Source organism: Paraburkholderia jirisanensis, assembly GCF_054782355.1.
In genome coordinates, this window is the sequence record NZ_BAAGSQ010000026.1 from 682,438 (window position 1) to 703,507 (window position 21,070).

The window sequence follows — 21,070 nt, forward strand, 5'->3', positions numbered from 1 at the left end:
TGCGTGCTGGACGAACCGGTCACGCTGCGTGCCGATGCAGCAGTACCGGAACCGACTTCGAGGTTGGCGTATTGCAGATATCGCCGACGCTATGCAGCGGCACCAGCGGATTGGTTTCCGGGTAATACGCGCCGATGCAGCCGCGCGGGATGTCGTATTCGACCAGCAGGAAGCGGTCCGCGCGCCGTTCGATGCCGTCGTCCCACACCGTTTCCATATCGACCCATTCGCCTGCGTTCATGCCCAGCATCTGCAGGTCTTCCTTGTTGACGAACACCACGCGGCGCTGGCCGTACACGCCGCGATAGCGGTCGTCGAGCGCGTAGATGGTGGTGTTGTACTGGTCGTGCGAACGGGTGGTCATCAGCGTCATCACGCGCGTGCCGTGCTGTTCGCGGGCGCGTTTGACCGGCGTGTCGTGCTCGACCTGATGCACGATGAAGTTCGCCTTGTTGGTCGGCGTGAGCCAGATGCGTTCGCGCGATGCGATATGCAGATGGAAGCCGCCCGGCTGCGCGAGCCGTTCGTTGTAACCATCGAAGCCGTCAATGCTTCTTTCGACCGCGTCGCGAATCCGCGCGTAATCTTCCGCGTACCACAGCCACGGCACCTTCTTGCTGCCGAGCGTCGCGTGTGCGATGCCGGCGACGATCGCGGTTTCCGACTGCAGGTTCTTCGACGCGGGAATGTTCATCCCGTACGAGATGTGCACCATCGACATCGAATCCTCGACGGTCACGCCTTGCGAATGTCCGCCCTGAATGTCGATTTCGGTGCGGCCGAGCGTCGGCAGGATCAGCGCTTCCTTGCCGTGTATCAGGTGGCTGCGGTTCAGCTTGGTCGTGATATGTACCGACAGGTCCAGCATGCGCAGCGCGTCCCACGTACGCGGCGTATCGGGCGTGGCGATCGAGAAATTGCCGCCCAGGCCGATCAGCACTTTCACCTTGCCTTCTAACATCTCCGCGATCGTTTCGACCACGTCGAGACCATGCTCGCGCGGCGGCTCGAAATCGAATGCCTTGCCTAGGCGGTCGAGGAAGGCCTGCGTCGGCTTGTCTTCGATGCCGATCGTGCGGTTGCCCTGCACGTTCGAGTGGCCGCGCACCGGGCACAGGCCCGCGCCTTCGCGGCCGATATTGCCGCGCATCATCATCAGGTTCGACAGCAGGTGGATCGTCGCGACCGAATTCTTGTGCTGCGTGAGGCCCATGCCCCAGCACGCGATCACTTTGCGGCCTTTTGCGTAGATCTGCGCCAGCACTTCGATTTCTTCGCGGGGCAGGCCGGCTTCTTCAACCAGCAGGTCCCACGATTCGGCGCGCAGATCCTGTTCGAATGCCGCGAAGTTTGCCGTGTGGCCTTCGATGAATTCGACGTCGAGCACGCGTTCGGCGCCGGCGGCCTTTGCTTCGTCGTCGAGTTCGATCAGGCGTTTTGCGACGCCCTTCAACAGCGCGAAGTCGCCGCCGACTTTCGGCCGGATAAACGCCGACGCGATTTTCGTGCTGCCGCCGGTCAACATTTCGATCGGATGCTGCGGGCTCGCGAAGCGTTCGAGGCCGCGCTCGCGCAGCGGGTTGATCGACACGATGGTCGCGCCGCGTTTGGCGGCTTCACGCAGCTCGCCGAGCATGCGCGGATGGTTGGTGGCCGGATTCTGGCCGAACACCAGAATCGTATCGGCATGCTCGAAGTCTTCGAGCAGCACCGTGCCCTTGCCGACGCCGACCGTGTGCGGCAAGCCGCGGCTGGTCGCTTCGTGGCACATGTTCGAGCAGTCCGGGAAGTTGTTGGTGCCGTACATGCGCACGAACAGCTGGTACAGGAATGCCGCTTCGTTGCTGGCGCGGCCGGACGTGTAGAACGCCGCGTGATCTGGATTGTCGAGCCGGTTCAGATGGCTCGCGATCAGTTGATATGCGTCGTCCCAGCCGATCAGCTTGTATTTGTCGGTGACCGGATCGTAGACCATCGGGTCGGTCAGGCGGCCGTGCTGTTCGAGTTCGTAGTCGCTTTGCTGCATCAGCTGTTCGACCGTGTACGCGTCGAAGAAGCTCGGCACGACGCGCTTGCCGGTGGCTTCCGCCGCCACGGCCTTCACGCCGTTTTCGCAGAATTCGAAGGTCGATCCTTTCTCGCGATCGGGCCATGCACAACCCGGGCAATCGAAACCATCGGGCTGGTTCTGGCGCAACAGCGTCTTGTAGTTGGCGCCGGCGACGCGTTCCTTGATCAGGTTCAACGCGACGTACTTGAGGGCACCCCAGCCCGCTGCCGGATGTTTGTAAGGTTCGATGCGCGCTTGCTGCTTTTGCTGTTCCACGACAATCACTCCAGGAGACCTGCTTGCCACACTGCGGTAGCCGTGGCCCGCTTCTGACTGCTCACGCGGCGCACGGCTACGGTTCATGCGTTGCATGGTAGGGCGCGGCCTTACGTCGCGGCAGACACACAATCTGCGATAGATAAAGAGCACAGTCGGGCTTGCTGGGCGCGAAAAGCAGTACAGCGCCTGCAAGTGGTGCATAAGCGATGGCACAATGCGGCGATCCACGGTGATGCCTGGGCCGCTGGTGGGGCGAGGCGGCCTCGAGCGCGGCCGTCCTTGCGGCAGGCGCCCGCGGCGCACCCAGAAGCGAAAACAAGCGGGGAGAAAGGCTTGAAACTGTACGAGAAGCTCGCCGACGACATCGAAGCGCTGGTTGCGCAAGGCGTCTATCTGCCCGGCGAAAAGATTCCGTCGGTGCGGCGCACCAGCCAGCACCATCGGCTGAGCATCACGACGGTGCTGCGTGCGTACGCGCTGCTCGAAAGCCGTGGGGTGATCGAAAGCCGTCCGCAATCGGGCTATGTGGTGCGACCGCGCGGCCCGGCGGCCGCTGCCGAACTCGCGGCATCGCGGCCGATGGCGATCTCCGCTTCGGTGGACGTGAGCCGGCTCGTGCTGTCCACGCTGCGCTCGATCCGCAGCGACGAGGCGGTGCCGCTCGGCTCGCCCTATCCGGATCCGTCCGCGTTTCCGTATCAGCGCATCAACCAGTACGCGAACGCGATCGCGCGGCGGCCCGCGCTATGGCAAGGCTCCGAGGAACTGCCGCCGGGCTGCCGGCCGCTGATCGGGCAAATCGCCAAGCGCTATATGGAGAATGGGCTGTCGATCGACCCGAACGAGATCGTGATTACGGTGGGCGCGACCGAGGCGATCAATCTGTGTCTGCAGGCGGTGGCGAAGCCCGGCGACGTGATTGCCGTCGAATCGCCCACTTACTACGCGATGCTGCACGCGATCGAACGGATGGGCATGCGCGCGATCGAGGTCGCCACGCATCCGCGCGAGGGCATCGATCTCGGGGCGCTCGCCACCATTCTGGAAACGCAGCGTATCGGCGCCTGCATGGTGATGCCGAATTTCCAGAATCCGCTCGGTTTCCAGATGCCGGATGACAAGAAGCGCGAACTCGTCGAACTGCTGGCGCGCTATGAGGTGCCTGCGATCGAAAACGACGTGTATCACGAGCTTTATTACGGCGGCTCGCATCCGAGCGCGCTCAAGTCGTTCGACGAGAAAGGCCTGGTGCTGCATTGCGCGTCGTTTTCGAAGAGCCTGTCTGCGATGTACCGGATCGGCTGGGCGATCACCGGCCGCTACCGCGAGCAGGTCGAGAAGCTGAAATTCCTGAATACGCTGACTACCCCGTCGATTCCGCAACTCGCGATTGCCGAGTATCTGAAGCACGACAGCTACGATCATCATCTGCGCAAGCTGCGCAAGGCCTATGCACAGCAGGCCAATCTGATGAAGGCGATGGTCAAGCGCTTCTTTCCGGAAGGCACGAAGACCTCGGAACCGATGGGCGGCTATGTGCTGTGGGTGGAATTGCCGGCCGAGGTGGATTCGATGCGGCTGTATCAGCTGGCGCTCGAGAATGGCATTACAGTCGGGCCCGGCTACATGTTTTCGACGACGCCGAGCTACCGCAACTTTATCCGGCTCAATTACAGCTACCCGTGGAACGAGCGGGTCGAATCGGCGGTGATCACGCTTGGCAAGCTGGTTGCATCGTGTATGCGTACGGCCGCTTAAGCGCATCGAGCGCACGCGCGGCTGGTGGACGACTATTAAAAACCGATTGGAGACGCACATGGCCCTGAACTCGCAAGACCACGAAGGCATGCCCGACGATGCCGCGCCCGACATGAACGATCCGCAGGTGCAACTCGCCGCGGTACTCGCGGAACTGTGGCAGGCACGCAGCGAATCGCCCGACAAGCCGTGGTCGCTCGCCAAGCTCAGCAAGCGTCTGCAATTTCCGATGAGCACGCTGCGCCGCCTGCTGACCGATCTGACGGTGGCGGAACTGGTCGAAGTGGAGGTGCGGCCGGACGGCACCGGCAACGCGGTGCTGACCGACGCGGGTGCGGCATTATGCTCGGATCTGTTCGAAGGGCAGGCGTAATGTGTGGCCCGCGGCGCGTGCGGCGCGGGCGGCCGGACTAGCCGCCGACCAGCGACATCCGTACGGTCGGGTAGTGTTTCTTGCCCGGTGTCGCGCGGGTTTCTTCGCGCAGTTCCGAGTAGCGATCGCCGCGGCGCGCCCAAACCGCGCGGATTTCGCCGGCGAGATCGTCGACGCTGCAACCGCTTTTGACGAGCCGGCGCAAATCGAACGATTCGGTCGCGAACAGGCACAGGTACAGCTTGCCGTCGGCGGCCACGCGTGCCCGCGTGCAGTCGCCGCAGAACGGGTGCGACACGCTCGATATGAAGCCGACTTCACCGGCGCCATCCGCATAGCGATAGAGCTGCGCGGTGTCGCTGCGCTGCTGCTGCTCGCGCGGGACCAGCGGATAGACTTCTTCAAGCATGCGCCGCGCGTCGGCGGAGGTGAACACGTTGTGTTGCGTCCACGACGCCGCGCCGCCCACATCCATGAACTCGATGAAGCGCAGCGTCACGCCGCTATGACGAAAGTGCCGTGCGAGCGGCACGATCTGGTGTTCGTTGACGCCACGCTCGATCACCGTATTCACCTTGAGCGGCGCGAGGCCGGCTGCGTAGGCGGCCTCGATGCCTTCGAGCACGCGCGATACCGGGAAATCGACACCGTTCATGCGGCGGAACACGTCGTCGTCGAGGCTGTCGAGGCTCACCGTCACACGCTGCAGGCCGGCTGCTTTCAGGCCGCGCGCCTTGGCCGCGAGCAGCGAGCCATTGGTAGTCAGCGCCAGTTCGAGCGGGCGGCCGCGGCGCGTCGTCATGCCGGCAAGGCGTTCGATCAGGCGCTCGAGGTCTTTGCGCAGCAGCGGCTCGCCGCCGGTCAGACGGATTTTCTCGACGCCCAGCTTGACGAATGCGCCGGCCAGCGTGGCCAGTTCGTCGAACGACAGACGTTCGGCTGCGCTCAGGAAGCGGTAGTCCTTCGTGAACACTTCCTTCGGCATGCAATACGTGCAGCGAAAATTGCACTGGTCGATCACCGATAGCCGCAGGTCTTGCAACGCGCGGCCGAGTGAATCGGTGCAGGCGTTGTCGAAGTCCGCGCTGCGCAATGCCTGGGTGCCGGCCGGCGTCGGGCGCGCGCGCAGCCATGCGGCGCTGCCGGCGGCGGCGCGGTTGGCCTCGGGTAGGTCCGACACTTCAGGCAGACACACATCACTCACGCGGATTCTCCGTTCGTCGCGCGGCGGCGCGCTGGCCTGACATCGGGCTGCGCGCGCGCTTTGGGCGCACGGTCAGAATAGGGCGAGTCGGCTGTTTTGCACGGATACAGTGCGGGGTCGGCTGAAAGAGCACAGTTGGTGGCTGTTATCGTCCGAGCTGCGGCGGATGCGCACTCAGCGACGGGTGCGGCGTACCCGTTGCCGACGCGCTGGCAGGCGCAGCCATCGATGCCTGCGAAGGCGCAGGCGACGACAGGCCCGCGCCCATCCAGCCGGCATCGGCTGCCGCGCGGTCTGCCTTCTGCCCGACGATCTGGTACAGCGACATACGTCCGGCTGCGCTCGCATAGGCGCGGCCCGCCAGATACACGCGCCAGATCCGGTACTTGGTTTCGCCGATCGTCTCGCGGATGCGCGGCGCGTTCCGCTCGAAACGCTGCAGCCAGCACTGCAGCGTGAGCGCGTGCTGACTGCGCAGATTTTCCATGCCGAGCGATTCGAGGCCGTTGTGCTGCATTGCCTGCAGCGTGAACGAAACAGGCGGCGGCGGTGCGGCCGGAAACACATAGCGCGCCAGATGCCGGCCCGCCAGCAGGTCGCTGGACGGCAGCGCGTCCGGCTGCGCGCCGGGTGCGGCGGACGTGAGACTGTGCGCGACGACGATGCCGTCGTCGGCCAGCAGCTGATGCAGTTTGGCGAAGCGTCGCGTGAGCTCGCGTGCGCTGGTCGGCGCGCCGAGCCCGACGCTCGCGATGCGCTCGAAGCGGCCAGCCAGCGTGCGATAGTCGGCAAGGCGAATCTCGATGCGCTCGGAGAGACCCGCGGCGCGCACGCGTTCGGTGGCGAGCTGATACTGGTTTTCCGCCTGTGTGATGCCGATGCAGCGCACCCCGTGCCGTTGCGCGGCGCGAATCACCAGTGCGCCCCACGCGCAATTGACGTCGAGCAGCATGTGCCCGGGGGCGAGCTGCAGCTCGTCGAGTGTGCGGTCGAGCGCATGGCGCTGCGCGTTTTCGAGCGTATCGCCGGCGTGTTCGAAGCGCGCGGGCGTGTAGACGAGGTCGTCGTCGAGCCAGAGCCGGTAGAAATCGTTCGACAGGTCGTAGTGGTAGCGCAGTTGCGCGTGTTCGTTGTCGGCGGGGGCGTTGGGGTCGCTGGCGTTGTCGGTGTCAGGGTTGGCGCTGGCGGGCCGCTGCGCCGGGTGGTCGGCCGTAGGCGCGGGGTCCGCTTTGCGCAGGGTGGCGAGGCGCGTCGCCGCCTCGACGATGTCGGACAACGGGCCGTGCACGTCGATGCGCCGCTTTACGTACGCTTCGGCAAGCGCGTCGAGGTGCGCATCGAACAGCAGCGGCAGCGCAGTCCGGTCGCGCACGACGATCTCGACAGTCGGCGCCGCCGAGCGCCCCAGCGCATAGGGTCTACCGCCCGCGATGCGCAGCTGTGCCGGCAGGTCGAGCGTATCGCGCACGCGCCTGACCCAGCGGTCGAGCGCGGTTGCGACGGGCGGGCGTTGCGTCATGCCGTCTCCGTTGCCTGATGCAGGTTGCGAAGCGTCACAGCGTAGCGGCGTGCGCGTGCGTGCGGCAGACACAATCCGGCGGCGAACAGCAGAACACAGTGCGAGGGCGTGGCGGCTACGGGGCGAGTGATCTGCGCCTGTGGGTATCAGGCAACTGATGCCAGATGTACTTTCGCCCGCTTCTGCGGCGAGTTGAGCGGCACGCGATTGCGCAGTGCCGCAAGACCGTGTGATTCCTATCAGTTAGGCTTGCTTGCCAGCGCCACGTCCCCAGTCTCCAGCAGCGACTTCAGATTCGACAGAATGCGCGGCCAGCCGCCCGATACTGCACGGATGAACTCCGATCCATCCTTGTCGATCGAGTGAGTGACGGTCAGCTTCGAGGCGTCGCCGGTTGCTTCGATTTCCATCACGCACAGCGAATCGCCTTCGGCTTTCAGCTCGGGCTTGAATTCGTTGCGCCAGCGGATCGCGAGGCGCTTGCCCAGCGTGCTTTCGACTATTTCGCCGGTGTCGGCCACGCGTCCGTCCTCGAACATCAGCCGCCACGACGAGCCGGTTTGCCAATCCGATTCGCAATGCATGCCGAACCAGTATTGCCTGATGAATTCGGGGCTCGTCAGCGCCTTCCACAGCTTGTCCGGCGACGTGCGGATGTAGGTGACATAGATAAACGTGCTGCCTGCCATGGTTCTGCCTCCATTGTCGAGCCAGTGCCGGCTGCGCGCCGCCGAGGCTCATTCGCTGCGCTCGCCGTCCGGGCGTTCGAGCGCTTCTTTGAGTTCCGATAGCGCCGCGAGCCGCGGCCGCTCGAACTTGCCGATCCAGCGTTCCGCGATCTCATTGATCGGCACCGGGTTCAGGAAATGGCGCTTCTCGCGCCCCGTGCGCTTTGACGACACCAGGTTCGCCTCTTCGAGAATCCGCAGATGCTTGGCCACCGCCTGGCGCGACATGTCGAGCCCCTGACACAACTGCAGCAAGGTCTGGCCGCTTTCTGCGTGCAGCCGGTCGAGCAGCAGGCGGCGGCTGGAGTCTGCCAGCGCGCGGAACACGGCGTCGTCGTCCATTGGATAATAGGTAACCGTTTGGTTGCATGTCAAGCTGGATTATAGCGCTCAAAGCGCATCGCGTTGCGAAAAGCTGCGCCTCGCGTGCACCCAAACAAAAAAGCGGGAACCGGCTTGCGACCGGTTCCCGCCTGCTCCTCCTGCCTTATTGCTGCGTTGCGTTCAGGCCCAATGTGCCGGAATCCACATGCGGCCCATCCAGTGTCCCGGCACCCACACGGCGGGGCGCGGTTGCGCGACGTAGACCATACGGGGCGCCGGCGCGACGTACACGACTGCTTTCGGCGGGGGCGGCGCAACGTACACCACCTTCGGAGCCGGCGCGACGTACACGGTCTTCGGTGCAGGAGCGACGTACACGGTCTTCGGCGGGGGCGGCGCGACATACACCGTCTTCGGAGCCGGCGGCGGCACCACCACGACAGCCTGTGCCGGCGGCGGCGCTACCACCACCGGAGCCGGGGCGACCACTACCGGTGCAGGAGCCACGACCACCGGAGCAGGAGCGGGCGCCACGACCACCGGAGCCGGCACTACCGCAACCGACGCGCTGACCGCAGTCACCGAACCGCCGGTCGTCACCGTGGTGCCGTGCGTACCCGTCACCGAGCTCGACGTGACGACCGTATTCGACCCGACGCGTGTCGCGCTGCCCGAGTGGTACACGGTGCCGCCGTCGTTGCCGGTGGCGCTACCCGACCGGTAGCACGAATTGCCCGCGCAGTTGGTCGAGGCCGAATGGTTGACCGTGTTCCCGTTCGAGCCGGTGACCGTGCCCGACGAAGAGTATTGGCCGGGTGCGTTGCGCGTCACCGAATCCGACGTCGTGGCGGTCTTGCCGTCCGGGCCGGTCATGGAGCCGGTGTGCGAGCAGGTGCCGCCGGCGCAATCGGTGTTGCCCGAGTGCTGCACCTGGTTGCCGTAGCGGCCGGTTGCGGTGCCCGAGTTCGAGAACTGGCCGGTGCCGGTGCGCGTCACGCTGCCGTTGTTGGTTGCGGCACCGCCCCACGGGCCGACCACGCCGCCTGCATGGGAGCAGGTGCTGCCGCCGCACGACGTGTAGTGACCGCCGGTGTACGTACCGTGCGACGTGTAAGCCGTGCCGCCGTGCCCCCAGCCAGCCCACGCGGAGGCGCTGCCGAGCGCGAATGCCGCGGCTGCGGCGGCCATCACGAGGTGGCGCAGCACGCCGCGCTTGTTGGCGACAGCTGCGGAGGAAACCGGCGAAACCTGAGCGGCGGTAGCGGCATTTGATCGGATGTTCACGGCGAGTCCTTGGCGGTTGGGAGCCACTTCGTACTGCATTGCGTGGCGACGGAGTGAACTATAGGAGGACGCGCCGGTGAAGTCTCTTGCAAACTTATGTCAGGCTGTGTCATGGGCCGCAGAGGCCCGCGGGGCTTGGGTTGGCGGGGATTCTGGAGGGGCTGGAAAAGGACTGGAAAACGCCTGGGAAGCGCCTGCGCGACACAATTTCGCAGGCACTCGCCAGGCGTCGCAAACAGCACCGTTACGCGGTGCTATCGATCAATGCGCAAAGCGGATATCGAGCGAGCGCAGATACGTCTGCAGCCCCGCATCCTGAATCGGAATCACGTAACCGTTCGCGCCCGATTCGTTGAAGTGCGCATGCCAGTATCCGGGCGGCGTGACGAACGCCATACCGGGCTCCCAGTCGACGCGCTGCGGATTGGCAATATTGCCTTGCGCGTCCAGTTCGGTACCGACCAGCGTATAGCAGCCGGGCTCGCACGCCGAGATGAAATCGAGTGCGATCGACTGGTGGCGATGCGGCTTTTGCATCGTATTCGGCGCGACTACGCCGAACATCGCCCACAGCGAGTGCGTGACGGTGCGCGTCTGCGGAAAGCGCGCGTTGCCGAGCAGGATGCTGACGCGATTGCGTTGCCCCGCGCCGGGGGCGGCTGACACTTTCTGCAGTTCCTGTTCGGCGCGTTCGGCCGGATACAGCGTCGGCGTGAAGCGCGCGGCGGCCGGGCTGACGCCGAGATAAGTCAACAACGGTGCATCGTTGACGTAATACAGGCGCGCAGTCGATTCAGCGGCGAGTTTGACTTCCGCGCCGCCGGGTATCGTGAAGAAGTCGCCTTTGGCGAACTGGAAGCTCACGTCGCCTTGCGCGGCGATACCCGAGCCGTCGATCGCGTAGAACACCAGCGACGTCGCATTCGGCGCGACCGCGATGGTTTCGCCCGCAGCGATGCGCACGAAGTGCGCGGCGAGCCCCGGGCCGGTCGCCGGGCTTGGGCAGCCGAGTTCGGCCGACAGATCGAGTGGGACGATGCGGGTCGGCCCGCTGTCGTACAGCGCAGCGGGAAAACTGCGGTACGGTACGCGTGAAATCAGCTTCGCGCCAATCGGGTTCGCGGACGACGTGTATTCGAAGTACTGCGCATCGGTGCTCACCGCGTCGTTCATTGCAAGCGTCGTGCTTTTGGTTTGATCCAGCATGATTCTCTCCGGTAAGTGGCGGTCGAGTCAGGTTGCAGACCACGTGGGCGTTGCCGCCGCTTCGTGTGTTGCTCAACCTTCGACGTCACTGTAGGCCGGCAGGCCGCGCGGCTGAACCGCCCAGACGGCGAATCAGCTTTGCAGAAAAGGGCTAGCCACGCGCGCCGCGCAACGCTATGTTCCGTTACATCAGCGGCGCCTCGTCCGCGTGGCATCTATCCAATCGATCATCATTCATGGACTATTTCGCAGCGGTGCGCGCGTTTCTTCATGCGGCAGAACTCGGCAGCTTCAGCAAGGCGGCCGCGCAACTGGAAGTGAAGACTTCGACGGTGTCGCGCCATATCGGCGAACTCGAGGCCGATCTCGGTATCGCGCTGTTCAACCGTTCGACACGCGGCCTCGTGCTGACCGAAGGTGGCCACGTGTTTCGCACGCACGCGCAAACAGCGGTACAGCGCCTCGACGAAGCACGTCAGCTCGCCGCATCGTTGAATGCATCGCCACAGGGCCTGTTGCGCGTGACGATGCCAGGCTCATTCGGCCGGCGTCATGTGATTCCGCATCTGCGTGCGTTCACCGAGCGCTATGCGCATATCGATGTCGATGCGGTGCTAACCGATGAGCCGCTCAACATCATCGAAGCGCGTGTCGATCTGGCGATCCGCATTGGCGTGCTGCCCGATTCGCAGTTGATGGCGCGGCGGCTGGCCGACCATCGGCGCATCGTCTGTGCGAGCCCGGCTTATGCGAAGCAGCACGGTACGCCGTCTACCCCCGCTGAACTGGCGGCGCATACCGCATTGCGCGTCGCGCTCGCGCCCGACGACAAGTGGCTGCTGGTCAAGCGCGCGGCGCGCGCCGCGCGGCAAAAGGAAGTGGCGGTGCAGTTGCACGGGCGCATCCGCGCCAACGATACCGACGCCTTGCTCGAACTGGCCATTGCAGGGTGCGGCATTGCACTGCTGCCTGCATGGGCTGCAGGCGCGGCACTGCGCGCGGGCACACTGGTGCAGTTGCTGCCCGAATGGGAAGCCCGTACAGCGCACGCAGACCCGGCGATCTGGGCCGTGTACCCGCCGAAGAAAACCGTCTCATCCAAAGTGCGCGCGTTTCTGGATTTCTACGCGGCGCTCTACGCGGACGAGCGCTACTGGCAGGCCTGACGTAAATGGCCCACCAGCTCGCAACCGCTTCATGCGCGGTTATTTGACAGTCTGAATGACTTCGAAGCCTTCGAACTCCGGATGCCCGAGATAGAGTGGCCGGTTGCTGCCCGCATCGCGATGCGCGGCGCGGAATGCCTCGGACTGGGTCCAGGCTTCGAAGGACTGCTGGCTGGCCCAGACCGTATGGCTCGAATAGAGCACGTGATCGTCCTTGCGGGGGCCTCTGAGCAGGTGGAATTCGACAAAGCCGGGCACTTGTTGCAAGTGCGAGTCGCGGCTTTTCCAAACCTGTTCGAATGCGGCCTCGGAACCGAGGGCGACCTTGAAGCGGTTCATCGCGATGTACATGCGTTGCAATCCTGTGTCGGTTGTTGCCCGGTGATGCCCGAAGCTCGAATCGCGGGCGGGTGACCGATTATAGAACGCCTATTGTGCGTCTTCAGCGAACGGCATAGGCTGTCCGATGTCGCCAGCCCCGTGCCCGCACGCGACCCGCCAGCCCGGCTGGAGCGCGCCTTGCTGCGCGACCGTATCACCATGCCATCGCTTTCAGCACCTGAGGAACAGCAAAATGACGATTGAATTTACCGGCCGGCGCCATGTCGTGGCGGCATCGCGTGTTGCATTCGAAGCGAAGGTCAGCGGCAAGGAAGTCTGGTGCAGCGTTTCGATGGATGCATTGAACGATCATTTCGGCAACACAGGTACTTCTTCTCACGAGCTGGTTCAGTCCTTCGAAGCGAACCGTCCACGCATCGAAGCCGCCGCGCAACGCGTGCTCGAGCGCAATGGCGGTCAATCCGTCGAGCTGGAGACGCGCGACCTCGACTAGCGCGCCAACCTGTACCGCCAGCGCGTCCGCCGGCCATCAGCGGACGCGCGGTTGGCCCAGTGCCGGTTCGCTGACTGTTCGTGGTTCGCCGCTTTTACCTCTGCCTGGCGCGGTTTGCCGACGTTTTCCGATCCTTGCAAACCTCATCGGCATCCTGGCGTATCTCCCTCCCGATTCATCCGCAACACGCGTTGCGCCATGCGAAGCGCCGTCCCGTTGCGCGCTGTCGTGCGGCGGTTGTGCCACGCTTCCAGGCAGACAACGCCGCTTCGACAGTAGAATCGTTGTTAACCTCGAGCGGGGTCGAGGGCTCGGCGCTGTGGCCATCGGCCGCGGCGGACGACGTGCGCAGGAAACTTCACCGTGAAAGGCAGCGGCTTTGGGCCGTTGCCGAACTTCGCGTGCCGTGTCTGGCCGCCAGGAGAATTCATGAAAGTACTTGCGGTTCATCCCAGCGGCCTGATGTACACCCGCGTGTTCCTGCGTCTGGAGCCGCTCGGCCTCGAGACGGTCGCTGCCGTGATACGGGAAGCCGGCCACGAGGTGCGGCTGATCGATCTGCAGGTCGAGACGCATCGCGATCTCGATCGCTGGATCCGCAACTGGCAGCCGGATGCCGTTTGTTTCTCGGGCAACTATCTCGCCAACATTCCCGAAATCATCGACCTCGCGAAGGCGATCAAGGCGAAGCGGCCCGATTGCTTCGTATTCGTCGGTGGACATAGCGTGTCGTTCACTGCCGCGGACATCCTGCGTCACGCGGAAGGTGCAATCGACTGCGTGCTGAAAGGCGAAGGCGAAGCATCGGTTGCGCAGCTGCTGAGCGTCGCGCAGGCGCGCGGCGACTTGCTGCGGGTACCGGGCGCGATCACGCGCGACGGCGAAGGGCCGCCGCCGGGCTTCGTCGAATCGCTCGACCACATTCGCCCCGCACGTGACCTGCTGCGGCATCGGCGCAAATACTTCATTGGTGTGCTCGACCCATGCGCCTCGATCGAATTTGCGCGCGGCTGCCCATGGGATTGCACGTTCTGCAGCGCGTGGACCTTCTACGGGCGCACCTATCGTTCGCGCAGCCCAGAGATCATCGCAGAGGAACTTGCGTCGCTGCGCGAGCCGGGCGTATTCATTGTCGACGACGTCGCGTTCGTGCATGCCGACCATGGCATGGCGATCGGCCACGAGATCGAGCGTCGCAAGATCCGCAAGCAGTATTACCTCGAGACGCGCGCTGACGTGCTGGTGCGCAACAAGGAAGTGTTCGCGTTCTGGCGCAAGCTTGGGCTGCAGTACATGTTCATCGGCATGGAGGCGATCGATGCGGCGGGTCTCGAGGCGTTCCGCAAGCGCGTCGACGTCGACAAGAATTTCGAGGCCCTGGAGTTTGCGCGCTCGCTTGGACTGACAGTGGCGATCAACCTGATCGCCGATCCCGACTGGGACCGTGAGCGCTTCGAAGCGGTGCGGCAATGGTGTCTGGCGATTCCGGAGATCGTCAATATCAGCGTGAATACGCCGTACCCCGGCACGGAAATCTGGATGCGCGAACGGCGCCGCCTGACGAGCCTCGACTATCGGCTCTACGACATCCAGCACGCGGTGCTGCCGACGCGCTTGCCGCTGCCGGAGTTCTATGCGGAACTCGTCAAGACGCAGCAGGTGCTCAACCGCAAGCATCTTGGCTGGAGCGCGCTGCGCGGTGCGGCGAGCGAGGCGGCTGCGCTGCTGCTGCGCGGGCAGACGAATTTCGTGCGCATGCTGTGGCGCTTCAACTCGGTGTTCAATCCTGAACTACAGCTTGCCGATCATGCTCGCGAAGTGCGCTATGAGATGACGCCGCCGCCTGAATTCGCGAGCGACGCTGCGCGGCCCAGTGCAAAGACGCTGTATATTCACGGTCCAGTGGGCCGCAAGGGACGCAAGATCGACGACGCGACCGAGCACTTCGTCGACCAGACGCGCATGGGTACCGGCTGACGCAGACGAAAACGCAAGCACAGAAGCAAACGAAATCGCAGACGCAAGCTTCGCGCGCAAATCGCACGTAGCGACGAAGCACCAGGTTGGCCGAGCTGGGGACACGTTATGTTCGACGGCATATTTCAGTTCGTCACCGCACCCGACGGTAGTCACCACTTCTACGTTCACACCGAAAGCCCGGTGGTGGCGGTCATACTCGTCGCGGCGCTGTTCGTGCTGATCTTTCTTGCCAGTGCGATCTGTTTCTTCATCACGCGTTTCGTGCTGGTGAAGATTGCCGGGCGCCTCGCGCGCAACGAACGCCGCAGCTGGCTGCGCGAGGCCGTGCGTCACAAGGTGTTCGACCGGCTTGCGCCGCTTGTGCCGGCCTACATCATCTACCTGTCCGCGCCGCTGCTGAAGGGCATCACGTTTCCGGTGATCGCCGCGCTCGGCGTGCCGGTGGAAGTGCTGTCGTCCTGCTTCATGGTGCTGACGGCCGCGTGGGCCGCGCGCGCGTTTCTCACCAGCATCGAAGATCACTACAGCCACTACCCGTTTGCCAATGAAAAGCCGATCAAGAGCTTTCTGGAGGTGGCGGCGATCGTGTTGTATCTGATCGCGCTGATTGCGATCATCTCACTGCTGTTGCAGCGCTCGCCGACGTATTTCCTGACCGGCGTCAGCGCGATGACGGCACTGTTGATCATCGTGTTCCGCGATTCGCTGCTTGGCTTTGTCGCAAGCATCCAGCTTGCTGTGTACGACATGGTGCGTATCGGCGACTGGATCGAGGTGCCGGGATTTACCGCCGACGGCGTCGTGATCGACATCTCGCTGAACACGATCAAGGTGCGCAACTTCGACAACTCGATCGTGATGCTGCCGAGCTACGGGCTGATCGCCAACGGCGTGCGCAACTGGCGCGGCATGTTCGCTGCCGGCGGGCGGCGCGTGAAGCACGCGATCAATCTGGACTTCGACACGATCCGCTTTTGCGAGGATGAATTGCTCGCCCGGCTGAAATCGAGCACCGACATGCAGGTGGATATCGAAGCGCTGCTGGGCAACGAACGCATGACCAATTTCGGGCTGTTCCGGCGCTATCTGATCGAATACTTTCGCAGACATCCGGCCGTGCGCAGCGATATGTCGCTCGTCGTGAGGCAACTTCAATCGGAACAATACGGTTTGCCGCTCGAAGTATTCCTGTTCGTCGACGAGACACGCTGGGAAGCGTACGAAGCGCTGCAGTCCGATATGTTCGACCACGTGTACGGCGTTCTGCCGCTGTTCGGCTTACGCGTGTTCCAGAAGCGCTAGCGATATTTTTCTTCGCTGCATCAGATCAATCAATCAAACGGCCGGCGCGCCATTGCACGCCGGCCGTCGTCAGATCGGCTTGCTGCCGGGTTAGTGCTTGTCGCCCGCGGTCAGCATCGTTTCAGCGAACTCCTGCTTATCCTTCGAAGGGGCAATTCCGTTCGTACGATTGGTGCGCGCGTCGTCCGCCGCAAGCGCTTGCGTGCTCATGCCGCGCTGCGAAGCCGGTGCGCCGTCGGCTGGCTGATAGAAGGGGGCGGGGCCATAGCCGCTGGCGAGCGCCGAACGTGTCAGCGCCAGGGAGGCCGCTGCGGTGGCGATAGCGATGGCGACAGCTGCAAGTGTGCCGTGAGTCATGGTAGTGCTCCTGAAGAGTGATTGGACCGATTGTCGGAGTGCTGCGCCGCGTGATCTCGATCAACCCCTCCGGGACGTCTAAAAAACGTACGTGTTGATCGTTCAACTTCAAATACACGGATGACCGTTTCCGCGTGCATCTTTTTGTAGCGGATGCATGCAGTTGCAGCTGTACGTGGGAGTAGTATCTTGGCGAAGGCTTCTTTGATGAATGATCTGGCGTCCAGAATTCTTGTGCGAAGCGCCGGAACAGACGGTAAGCGGATTATGGATGCGGTGTCGGATGTGCTGCGCTTCGTGCGCCTGAGCGGTGCCGTGTATCTGAACGGCGAATTCACCGCGCCCTGGTGTCTGTATGGGCAAACGGATACGCCGTTACGGGAGTACTTCATGCCCGGGCTGCTGCCGCATTCGGAAAGGGTTGTGTCCTATCATCTGATCACCGAAGGGCGCTGCTGGGCGTGGCTGCCCGACGAACCGGGTGCTGCGCTGCAAGTCGACGCCGGCGAACTGCTGGTGGTGCCGCAAGGCGAGGCGCACGTGATGGCCAGCGCACGCGACCTGCCGCCGGTGCAAGGCAGCGAATTATTGGCCAACCCGTTGCGCGCGTCGCCGGGCGACGTGCTGAGAGTTCACTACGGCGGAGGCGGCGACGCCACGCGCATGCTATGCGGCTTTCTGGCCTGCGACGAATCATTCAACAACCCGGTGCTCGCAGCATTGCCCCGCATGTTCAAGATCGACATGCGCAACGACCCGCACTCCGCGTGGCTCGAATCGTCGCTGAAGTTCGCGGCGATCGAAGCGGCGCAATGGCGTGCCGGCAGCGCCACGGTGCTCGCACGGCTCTCGGAATTGCTGTTTGTCGAAGCGGTGCGACGCTGTATCGATGCGCTGCCGCCGGATCGCAAAGGTTGGCTGGCTGCGGTGGGCGATCGCTTCGTCGGCCGCGCGCTCGCCGTTATGCATGCGCAGCCCGCGCACTGCTGGACCGTCGACGAACTCGCGCGCAAGGTCGGTTTATCGCGCTCCGCGTTGGCACAGCGTTTCAGCGAGTTGCTTGGTCAACCGCCGATGCAGTATCTCGCAAGCTGGCGCCTGATGATCGCGGCACAGGAACTGGTGAACGGTACGAAGACATTGGCCGCCATCGCGGAACAGATCGGCTATGAATCGGAGGCGGCGTTCAATCGCGCATTCAAGCGCGAATTCGGCATGCCGCCGGCGGGCTGGCGTAAGAGCCGCGCAAAAGAGGGTGGAGCCGCGGTGATCGACAAAGCCCGCGAAACCGTTGCGGCGGTGTCGGACGCCGCCATACGTAACTGAAGCCCGTCTGCGGTCGTCTTCTGTGATCCGTCGCAGCTCGCCGCTGCGATTGAAAAAGCACAAAAAAAACGCTGCCCGCGAACGGGCAGCGCAAAAGGGACCACCGCACAGCCCCTTGGGAGATCGATCGGTTTAGAACCGATGCCGGATGCCGGCCCCGACGGTTGCCTGCCGGTCACTCGACGAAGTCGCGCGATTGAACACCGACGCATTGCCGGGCACGGCAGTGCCGTGTGCGCCCCACATGTTGATACACGACATCCAGATGAACATCATTACGGCGCGACAGCGTGTAATCGACCTGCACCATGAACTGATTCCACTTAGGTGAGGCTTGCGCCGAGGCGGCGTCGAAATGGCCATGTGTGAACGTATAGGAGCCGCCTGGCGAGAAGGCCGGCGTCAATGCGTAGCGTCCGTTCAGTTCATGGTTGTTTGCATTCCGGTAGCAGAGTAGATGGAGCGCGACGCCTTCGAAGCGAAAGCAGATCGCGCGTTATAGTTGTAAACGGGTAACGGTGCGGCATGTACCCGTGCCAACGGCAGGCCCGCTAGCACATGAGTTAACCTGGAGCCCGTCGATTTATTCCACCGCGTTACTTCGGGAATTGCTTTGTGCTGTAAGGGTAATGATGGTGCGTGGTTGCGGATGGTTGTCGATGGTTGTCGACGCATCGATATGCACAGCGCGGAGCGGCCGCTTCAAGTGTGCGTGCGCACGGATACTTGGCATGATTGCGCTTTATGTGGCAATGCGGCCACGTCAGGCGGTAAAAATAACGATCCGTTTCAATTTGCGCTGTGCGAAGCGCACGATGAGATTGTATCCACATCGAAATTTAGGCAGGCTACGCGCGGTACACAATCACGGCGCATAGACGACGCATGGGTGCACCGATATTTAACCGTTGCGCCATGGTCTTCATACTTACATATGATTTACGCTGCGCAGCGTAACAGATAGATTGATCCGGCTAATTTAACGGGGCGCGCACGCGCTCTGGCTGGCCAATCCTCATGAAGGATCTGCAGCTTTGCCTTACGCACTCATTGTTTCGATCGTCGACGATGACGAATCGGTCCGGATCGCTACCGCCAGCCTCATTCGCTCATTGGGCTGGGGCGTCAAACTATTTGCTTCGGCGGAAGCGTTTCTACAGTCGGGCGATCGCACCGATACGGCGTGTATCGTTTGCGATATCCAGATGCCGGGCATGACGGGCCTCGAAATGCAGGCGCATCTGATTGCAATCGGCAACCCGCTGCCCATCATTTTCGTCACAGCCTTCCCTTCCGACGAAGCGCAGCGTCAAGCCAGTGCGAATGGCGCACGTGCCTTTCTACACAAACCGGTCGATGCAGCTGAAATGACGCGCTGCCTCGAGTCCATTCTCGGCGCCTCGAACTAGCCGGACTGCCGTGCAACAGCAGCCACCAGGTGAGCCGCCAGAAGCGGCCGGGTCGCAAGTCCCCGCGTAAACCCTCGGCATGAAGTTTGCGCCTTCCGTTACGCTGCCTTTGCAGTGCTGCGCCGCGAAATAGTGCCTGCTTGATGTGTGCGGGCCGTGTGGCGCACCATCACCTACGCCGGCCGGCGTGTTGCGGCCGGGGCCAAGCGCATAGGAGGGAATATGTCCGAACTCGATAAGCACGGCGTGGTTAGCGTGCTTAACCAGATTCTGGAATCGGAACTCGCCGGTGTCGTGCGTTACACGCACTATTCGTTTCTCGTGTTTGGTTTCGGCAGAATTCCGATCGTCTCGTGGCTAAGGCAGCAGGCTGACGAATCGTTGCTGCACGCGCAACAGGCCGGCGAGTGGATCACCACGCTGGGCGCGTACCCGTCGCTCGAAATTGGGCCACTGCTCGATTCGCACACGTTCGATATCGGCTCGATCTTGCGCGAGTCGCTCGAGGCCGAGAAAGTGGCGCTCGAGCTTTATCGCGAACTACTGAAGCGGGTTGAAGGCCGCTCGGTCGCGCTCGAGGAATACGCGCGGCAAATGATTCACACCGAAGAGATGCACGCCGGCGAAGTCGACAAGATGTTGCGTCGGCCCGGTGCGGTGGAAACGACGCCGGGGGCCGCGCCGCTTTCATGAGCGCACGCGGGGGCACGCTCTTGCGGATCGCACGCTGCCGCCCTGGGCGGCGTTATTGTGCGGTCTGCTGGCGCTGATATTCGTGGCGCTTCATCTGCAGGTAGTCGTCGCGTTCCACTTCATGCAGTTGTCGCGGGTACTGTTCCGTTGCGTCGAACCAGCTCGCGAAACGCTGCTCGACGCGCCGGTCGGGCGCCGCTGCTAGCGAGGCGAGATACGCGTCGATCGCGAGGTAATAGCGCATCGTGTTGCGTTCCGTAAGGCCGCGCACGCCACCGATGTATGCGCCCGGTGCATCGGCCGATCCGCGCTGGCTCGAGAACCCGACCTTGTCGCTACCGATCGTCGCCAGATAGGTTTTCATCGCGAAACGCCCTGCTGTGCCGTAACCGTATGCGTAGGTGAGGTGGATGAACGTGTGTTTGCTGTCGAGCGCCACGGCTTCCAGCACGATGCGGTAGTCCTTCGTGCTCATCGGTCCTTTGTCCGCATTCAGGTCTACCTTGAAGTAATCGGCGCGCGACTCGTCGGGCCGGTAGTTGAACGTCACGCGAAACGTGGACGACAGTTGTTCTTCAGTTTTCTTGCCCAGATTCACGCTGAGCGTGCTGCCGTTGCTGCCGGTCGATGCATGGCAATACTTGATATTCAGATGCAGGATCAGCACCTCGCACCAGTTTGCCGCGCCTTGCGCCGGATCGTTCAGCGCGCTGTTGACGGTTGCGAACGGATAGTCGAGCACGGCGTAGATGTCGCCCTTCAGCGCATCAGGCGCTTCCGATGAATCCAGATATAGCGGCCGGTGAAAAGGATTGTGCGCAAGCTGTTGTGCAAGGGCTTGATATTTTTCGCGTAGATCCGCGGCACCGTCGGCGCGCGCGGGCTGGACACCCAGCAGCATCAGCATGCATAGCGCGGCGAACATGCGTGCCGCTGTGCTGACGATAGCGCGCTGCCGCCGGGCTTGCCGCGCAGTCGAAGTAGCGAATAGGGTCATTTTCTCGAGTCTCCTTCATGTTTCGTGGCATGCAATGCGTTGGTCTCGCGCATTATATTTATTGCGCTACGCAGCATACGCGTTGCCAGCGATGTCGCACATCTTTGCAGATGCGGAGCAATCACCGCGCCATGCCAACCCTGCTGGAAAACGGGTAACCACAGACAACAACGAATGGCCAGATGATCAGGACTGGGAATATTCACCCTGCATCGGGTGTTGTGTTGATGTCGCGGGTAATGCCGAGCCGGCACACCGCGCCCGTCGCACGACCGTGGCT

20 protein-coding genes are annotated in these 21,070 nt (G+C 63.1%); 9 read left to right on the plus strand and 11 right to left on the minus strand.

Annotated elements, in window-relative coordinates:
• Positions 1 to 19: 19 nt before the first annotated feature.
• Entirely contained in the window at positions 20 to 2,326 is a 2,307-nt protein-coding gene (locus tag ACYVNQ_RS19435; RefSeq protein ID WP_460904191.1) for an FdhF/YdeP family oxidoreductase, read from the minus strand.
• A gap of 336 nt (positions 2,327 to 2,662) precedes the next feature.
• On the opposite strand from ACYVNQ_RS19435, the gene ACYVNQ_RS19440 reads away from it, so the two are divergent.
• Positions 2,663 to 4,087, plus strand: a complete 1,425-nt coding sequence (locus ACYVNQ_RS19440) for an aminotransferase-like domain-containing protein (protein ID WP_460904192.1) — start codon at positions 2,663 to 2,665, stop codon at positions 4,085 to 4,087.
• Between the two features lie 58 nt (positions 4,088 to 4,145).
• Positions 4,146 to 4,460, plus strand: a complete 315-nt coding sequence (locus ACYVNQ_RS19445; protein ID WP_460904193.1) for an ArsR family transcriptional regulator — start codon at positions 4,146 to 4,148, stop codon at positions 4,458 to 4,460.
• Between the two features lie 37 nt (positions 4,461 to 4,497).
• Here the strand turns inward: ACYVNQ_RS19445 and moaA are convergent, their stop codons facing one another.
• The 6 genes from moaA to ACYVNQ_RS19475 all read right to left on the minus strand — a co-directional run bounded on the left by moaA (position 4,498) and on the right by ACYVNQ_RS19475 (position 10,725).
• A complete protein-coding gene (gene moaA, locus ACYVNQ_RS19450) occupies positions 4,498 to 5,553 on the minus strand; it encodes a GTP 3',8-cyclase MoaA (protein ID WP_460904963.1) in 1,056 nt (351 codons plus the stop codon).
• Positions 5,554 to 5,809: 256 nt separating this feature from the next.
• On the minus strand, positions 5,810 to 7,183 hold the full coding sequence (locus tag ACYVNQ_RS19455) for a class I SAM-dependent methyltransferase (protein ID WP_460904194.1): 1,374 nt from the start codon (positions 7,181 to 7,183) through the stop codon (positions 5,810 to 5,812).
• A 239-nt stretch (positions 7,184 to 7,422) separates the two neighbouring features.
• Complete coding sequence (locus ACYVNQ_RS19460) at positions 7,423 to 7,872, minus strand: SRPBCC family protein (protein ID WP_460904195.1); 450 nt, start codon at positions 7,870 to 7,872, stop codon at positions 7,423 to 7,425.
• A 48-nt stretch (positions 7,873 to 7,920) separates the two neighbouring features.
• Positions 7,921 to 8,253 (minus strand): ArsR/SmtB family transcription factor, encoded by a 333-nt coding sequence (locus tag ACYVNQ_RS19465; protein ID WP_460904196.1) that lies wholly within the window; start codon positions 8,251 to 8,253, stop codon positions 7,921 to 7,923.
• A 162-nt stretch (positions 8,254 to 8,415) separates the two neighbouring features.
• Positions 8,416 to 9,513 carry a hypothetical protein gene (locus ACYVNQ_RS19470; protein WP_460904964.1) on the minus strand — a complete coding sequence of 366 codons (1,098 nt, stop codon included), beginning with the start codon at positions 9,511 to 9,513 and terminating at the stop codon, positions 8,416 to 8,418.
• A gap of 267 nt (positions 9,514 to 9,780) precedes the next feature.
• Entirely contained in the window at positions 9,781 to 10,725 is a 945-nt protein-coding gene (locus ACYVNQ_RS19475) for a cupin (protein ID WP_460904197.1), read from the minus strand.
• Positions 10,726 to 10,961: 236 nt separating this feature from the next.
• Here ACYVNQ_RS19475 and ACYVNQ_RS19480 point away from each other — a divergent pair, with 236 nt between their 5' ends.
• Entirely contained in the window at positions 10,962 to 11,891 is a 930-nt protein-coding gene (locus ACYVNQ_RS19480) for a LysR family transcriptional regulator (RefSeq protein ID WP_460904198.1), read from the plus strand.
• Positions 11,892 to 11,930: 39 nt separating this feature from the next.
• Here the strand turns inward: ACYVNQ_RS19480 and ACYVNQ_RS19485 are convergent, their stop codons facing one another.
• Positions 11,931 to 12,242, minus strand: a complete 312-nt coding sequence (locus ACYVNQ_RS19485; RefSeq protein WP_460904199.1) for an antibiotic biosynthesis monooxygenase family protein — start codon at positions 12,240 to 12,242, stop codon at positions 11,931 to 11,933.
• Between the two features lie 223 nt (positions 12,243 to 12,465).
• Here ACYVNQ_RS19485 and ACYVNQ_RS19490 point away from each other — a divergent pair, with 223 nt between their 5' ends.
• From ACYVNQ_RS19490 to ACYVNQ_RS19500, 3 genes are all read left to right on the plus strand, one after another.
• Positions 12,466 to 12,726 (plus strand): DUF1488 family protein, encoded by a 261-nt coding sequence (locus tag ACYVNQ_RS19490; RefSeq protein WP_460904200.1) that lies wholly within the window; start codon positions 12,466 to 12,468, stop codon positions 12,724 to 12,726.
• Between the two features lie 429 nt (positions 12,727 to 13,155).
• Positions 13,156 to 14,703 (plus strand): hopanoid C-3 methylase HpnR, encoded by a 1,548-nt coding sequence (gene hpnR / locus ACYVNQ_RS19495; protein WP_460904201.1) that lies wholly within the window; start codon positions 13,156 to 13,158, stop codon positions 14,701 to 14,703.
• Positions 14,704 to 14,811: 108 nt separating this feature from the next.
• Positions 14,812 to 16,008, plus strand: a complete 1,197-nt coding sequence (locus ACYVNQ_RS19500; protein ID WP_460904202.1) for a mechanosensitive ion channel family protein — start codon at positions 14,812 to 14,814, stop codon at positions 16,006 to 16,008.
• Between the two features lie 90 nt (positions 16,009 to 16,098).
• Here ACYVNQ_RS19500 and ACYVNQ_RS19505 read toward each other — a convergent pair whose 3' ends face one another.
• Positions 16,099 to 16,365: a hypothetical protein gene (locus ACYVNQ_RS19505; RefSeq protein ID WP_460904203.1), complete on the minus strand. Its 267-nt coding sequence runs from the start codon at positions 16,363 to 16,365 to the stop codon at positions 16,099 to 16,101.
• Between the two features lie 267 nt (positions 16,366 to 16,632).
• Here ACYVNQ_RS19505 and ACYVNQ_RS19510 point away from each other — a divergent pair, with 267 nt between their 5' ends.
• On the plus strand, positions 16,633 to 17,691 hold the full coding sequence (locus ACYVNQ_RS19510) for an AraC family transcriptional regulator (RefSeq protein WP_460904204.1): 1,059 nt from the start codon (positions 16,633 to 16,635) through the stop codon (positions 17,689 to 17,691).
• Between the two features lie 175 nt (positions 17,692 to 17,866).
• On the opposite strand, the gene ACYVNQ_RS19515 is transcribed toward ACYVNQ_RS19510, so the two are convergent.
• On the minus strand, positions 17,867 to 18,097 hold the full coding sequence (locus tag ACYVNQ_RS19515; protein WP_460904205.1) for a hypothetical protein: 231 nt from the start codon (positions 18,095 to 18,097) through the stop codon (positions 17,867 to 17,869).
• 628 nt (positions 18,098 to 18,725) lie between these two features.
• Here ACYVNQ_RS19515 and ACYVNQ_RS19520 point away from each other — a divergent pair.
• Both ACYVNQ_RS19520 and ACYVNQ_RS19525 read left to right on the plus strand, forming a co-directional pair.
• Positions 18,726 to 19,100, plus strand: coding sequence for a response regulator transcription factor (locus tag ACYVNQ_RS19520; RefSeq protein WP_460904206.1), 375 nt, complete (start codon positions 18,726 to 18,728; stop codon positions 19,098 to 19,100).
• 222 nt (positions 19,101 to 19,322) lie between these two features.
• Positions 19,323 to 19,793 carry a ferritin-like domain-containing protein gene (locus ACYVNQ_RS19525; RefSeq protein WP_460904207.1) on the plus strand — a complete coding sequence of 157 codons (471 nt, stop codon included), beginning with the start codon at positions 19,323 to 19,325 and terminating at the stop codon, positions 19,791 to 19,793.
• Positions 19,794 to 19,845: 52 nt separating this feature from the next.
• On the opposite strand, the gene ACYVNQ_RS19530 is transcribed toward ACYVNQ_RS19525, so the two are convergent.
• Positions 19,846 to 20,790: a hypothetical protein gene (locus ACYVNQ_RS19530; RefSeq protein WP_460904208.1), complete on the minus strand. Its 945-nt coding sequence runs from the start codon at positions 20,788 to 20,790 to the stop codon at positions 19,846 to 19,848.
• Positions 20,791 to 21,070 lie beyond the last annotated feature (280 nt).

Excerpts from the sequence above, each read along its gene's own strand:
- ACYVNQ_RS19455 (WP_460904194.1), bottom strand. The coding sequence starts at position 7,183 with ATGACGCAACGCCCGCCCGTCGCAACCGCGCTCGACCGCTGGGTCAGG.
- ACYVNQ_RS19465 (WP_460904196.1), bottom strand. The coding sequence starts at position 8,253 with ATGGACGACGACGCCGTGTTCCGCGCGCTGGCAGACTCCAGCCGCCGC.
- ACYVNQ_RS19460 (WP_460904195.1), bottom strand. The coding sequence starts at position 7,872 with ATGGCAGGCAGCACGTTTATCTATGTCACCTACATCCGCACGTCGCCG.
- ACYVNQ_RS19525 (WP_460904207.1), top strand. The coding sequence starts at position 19,323 with ATGTCCGAACTCGATAAGCACGGCGTGGTTAGCGTGCTTAACCAGATT.
- ACYVNQ_RS19530 (WP_460904208.1), bottom strand. The coding sequence starts at position 20,790 with ATGACCCTATTCGCTACTTCGACTGCGCGGCAAGCCCGGCGGCAGCGC.
- ACYVNQ_RS19480 (WP_460904198.1), top strand. The coding sequence starts at position 10,962 with ATGGACTATTTCGCAGCGGTGCGCGCGTTTCTTCATGCGGCAGAACTC.
- ACYVNQ_RS19445 (WP_460904193.1), top strand. The coding sequence starts at position 4,146 with ATGGCCCTGAACTCGCAAGACCACGAAGGCATGCCCGACGATGCCGCG.
- ACYVNQ_RS19490 (WP_460904200.1), top strand. The coding sequence starts at position 12,466 with ATGACGATTGAATTTACCGGCCGGCGCCATGTCGTGGCGGCATCGCGT.
- ACYVNQ_RS19475 (WP_460904197.1), bottom strand. The coding sequence starts at position 10,725 with ATGCTGGATCAAACCAAAAGCACGACGCTTGCAATGAACGACGCGGTG.
- ACYVNQ_RS19510 (WP_460904204.1), top strand. The coding sequence starts at position 16,633 with ATGGATGCGGTGTCGGATGTGCTGCGCTTCGTGCGCCTGAGCGGTGCC.
- ACYVNQ_RS19505 (WP_460904203.1), bottom strand. The coding sequence starts at position 16,365 with ATGACTCACGGCACACTTGCAGCTGTCGCCATCGCTATCGCCACCGCA.
- hpnR (WP_460904201.1), top strand. The coding sequence starts at position 13,156 with ATGAAAGTACTTGCGGTTCATCCCAGCGGCCTGATGTACACCCGCGTG.
- ACYVNQ_RS19485 (WP_460904199.1), bottom strand. The coding sequence starts at position 12,242 with ATGTACATCGCGATGAACCGCTTCAAGGTCGCCCTCGGTTCCGAGGCC.
- ACYVNQ_RS19500 (WP_460904202.1), top strand. The coding sequence starts at position 14,812 with ATGTTCGACGGCATATTTCAGTTCGTCACCGCACCCGACGGTAGTCAC.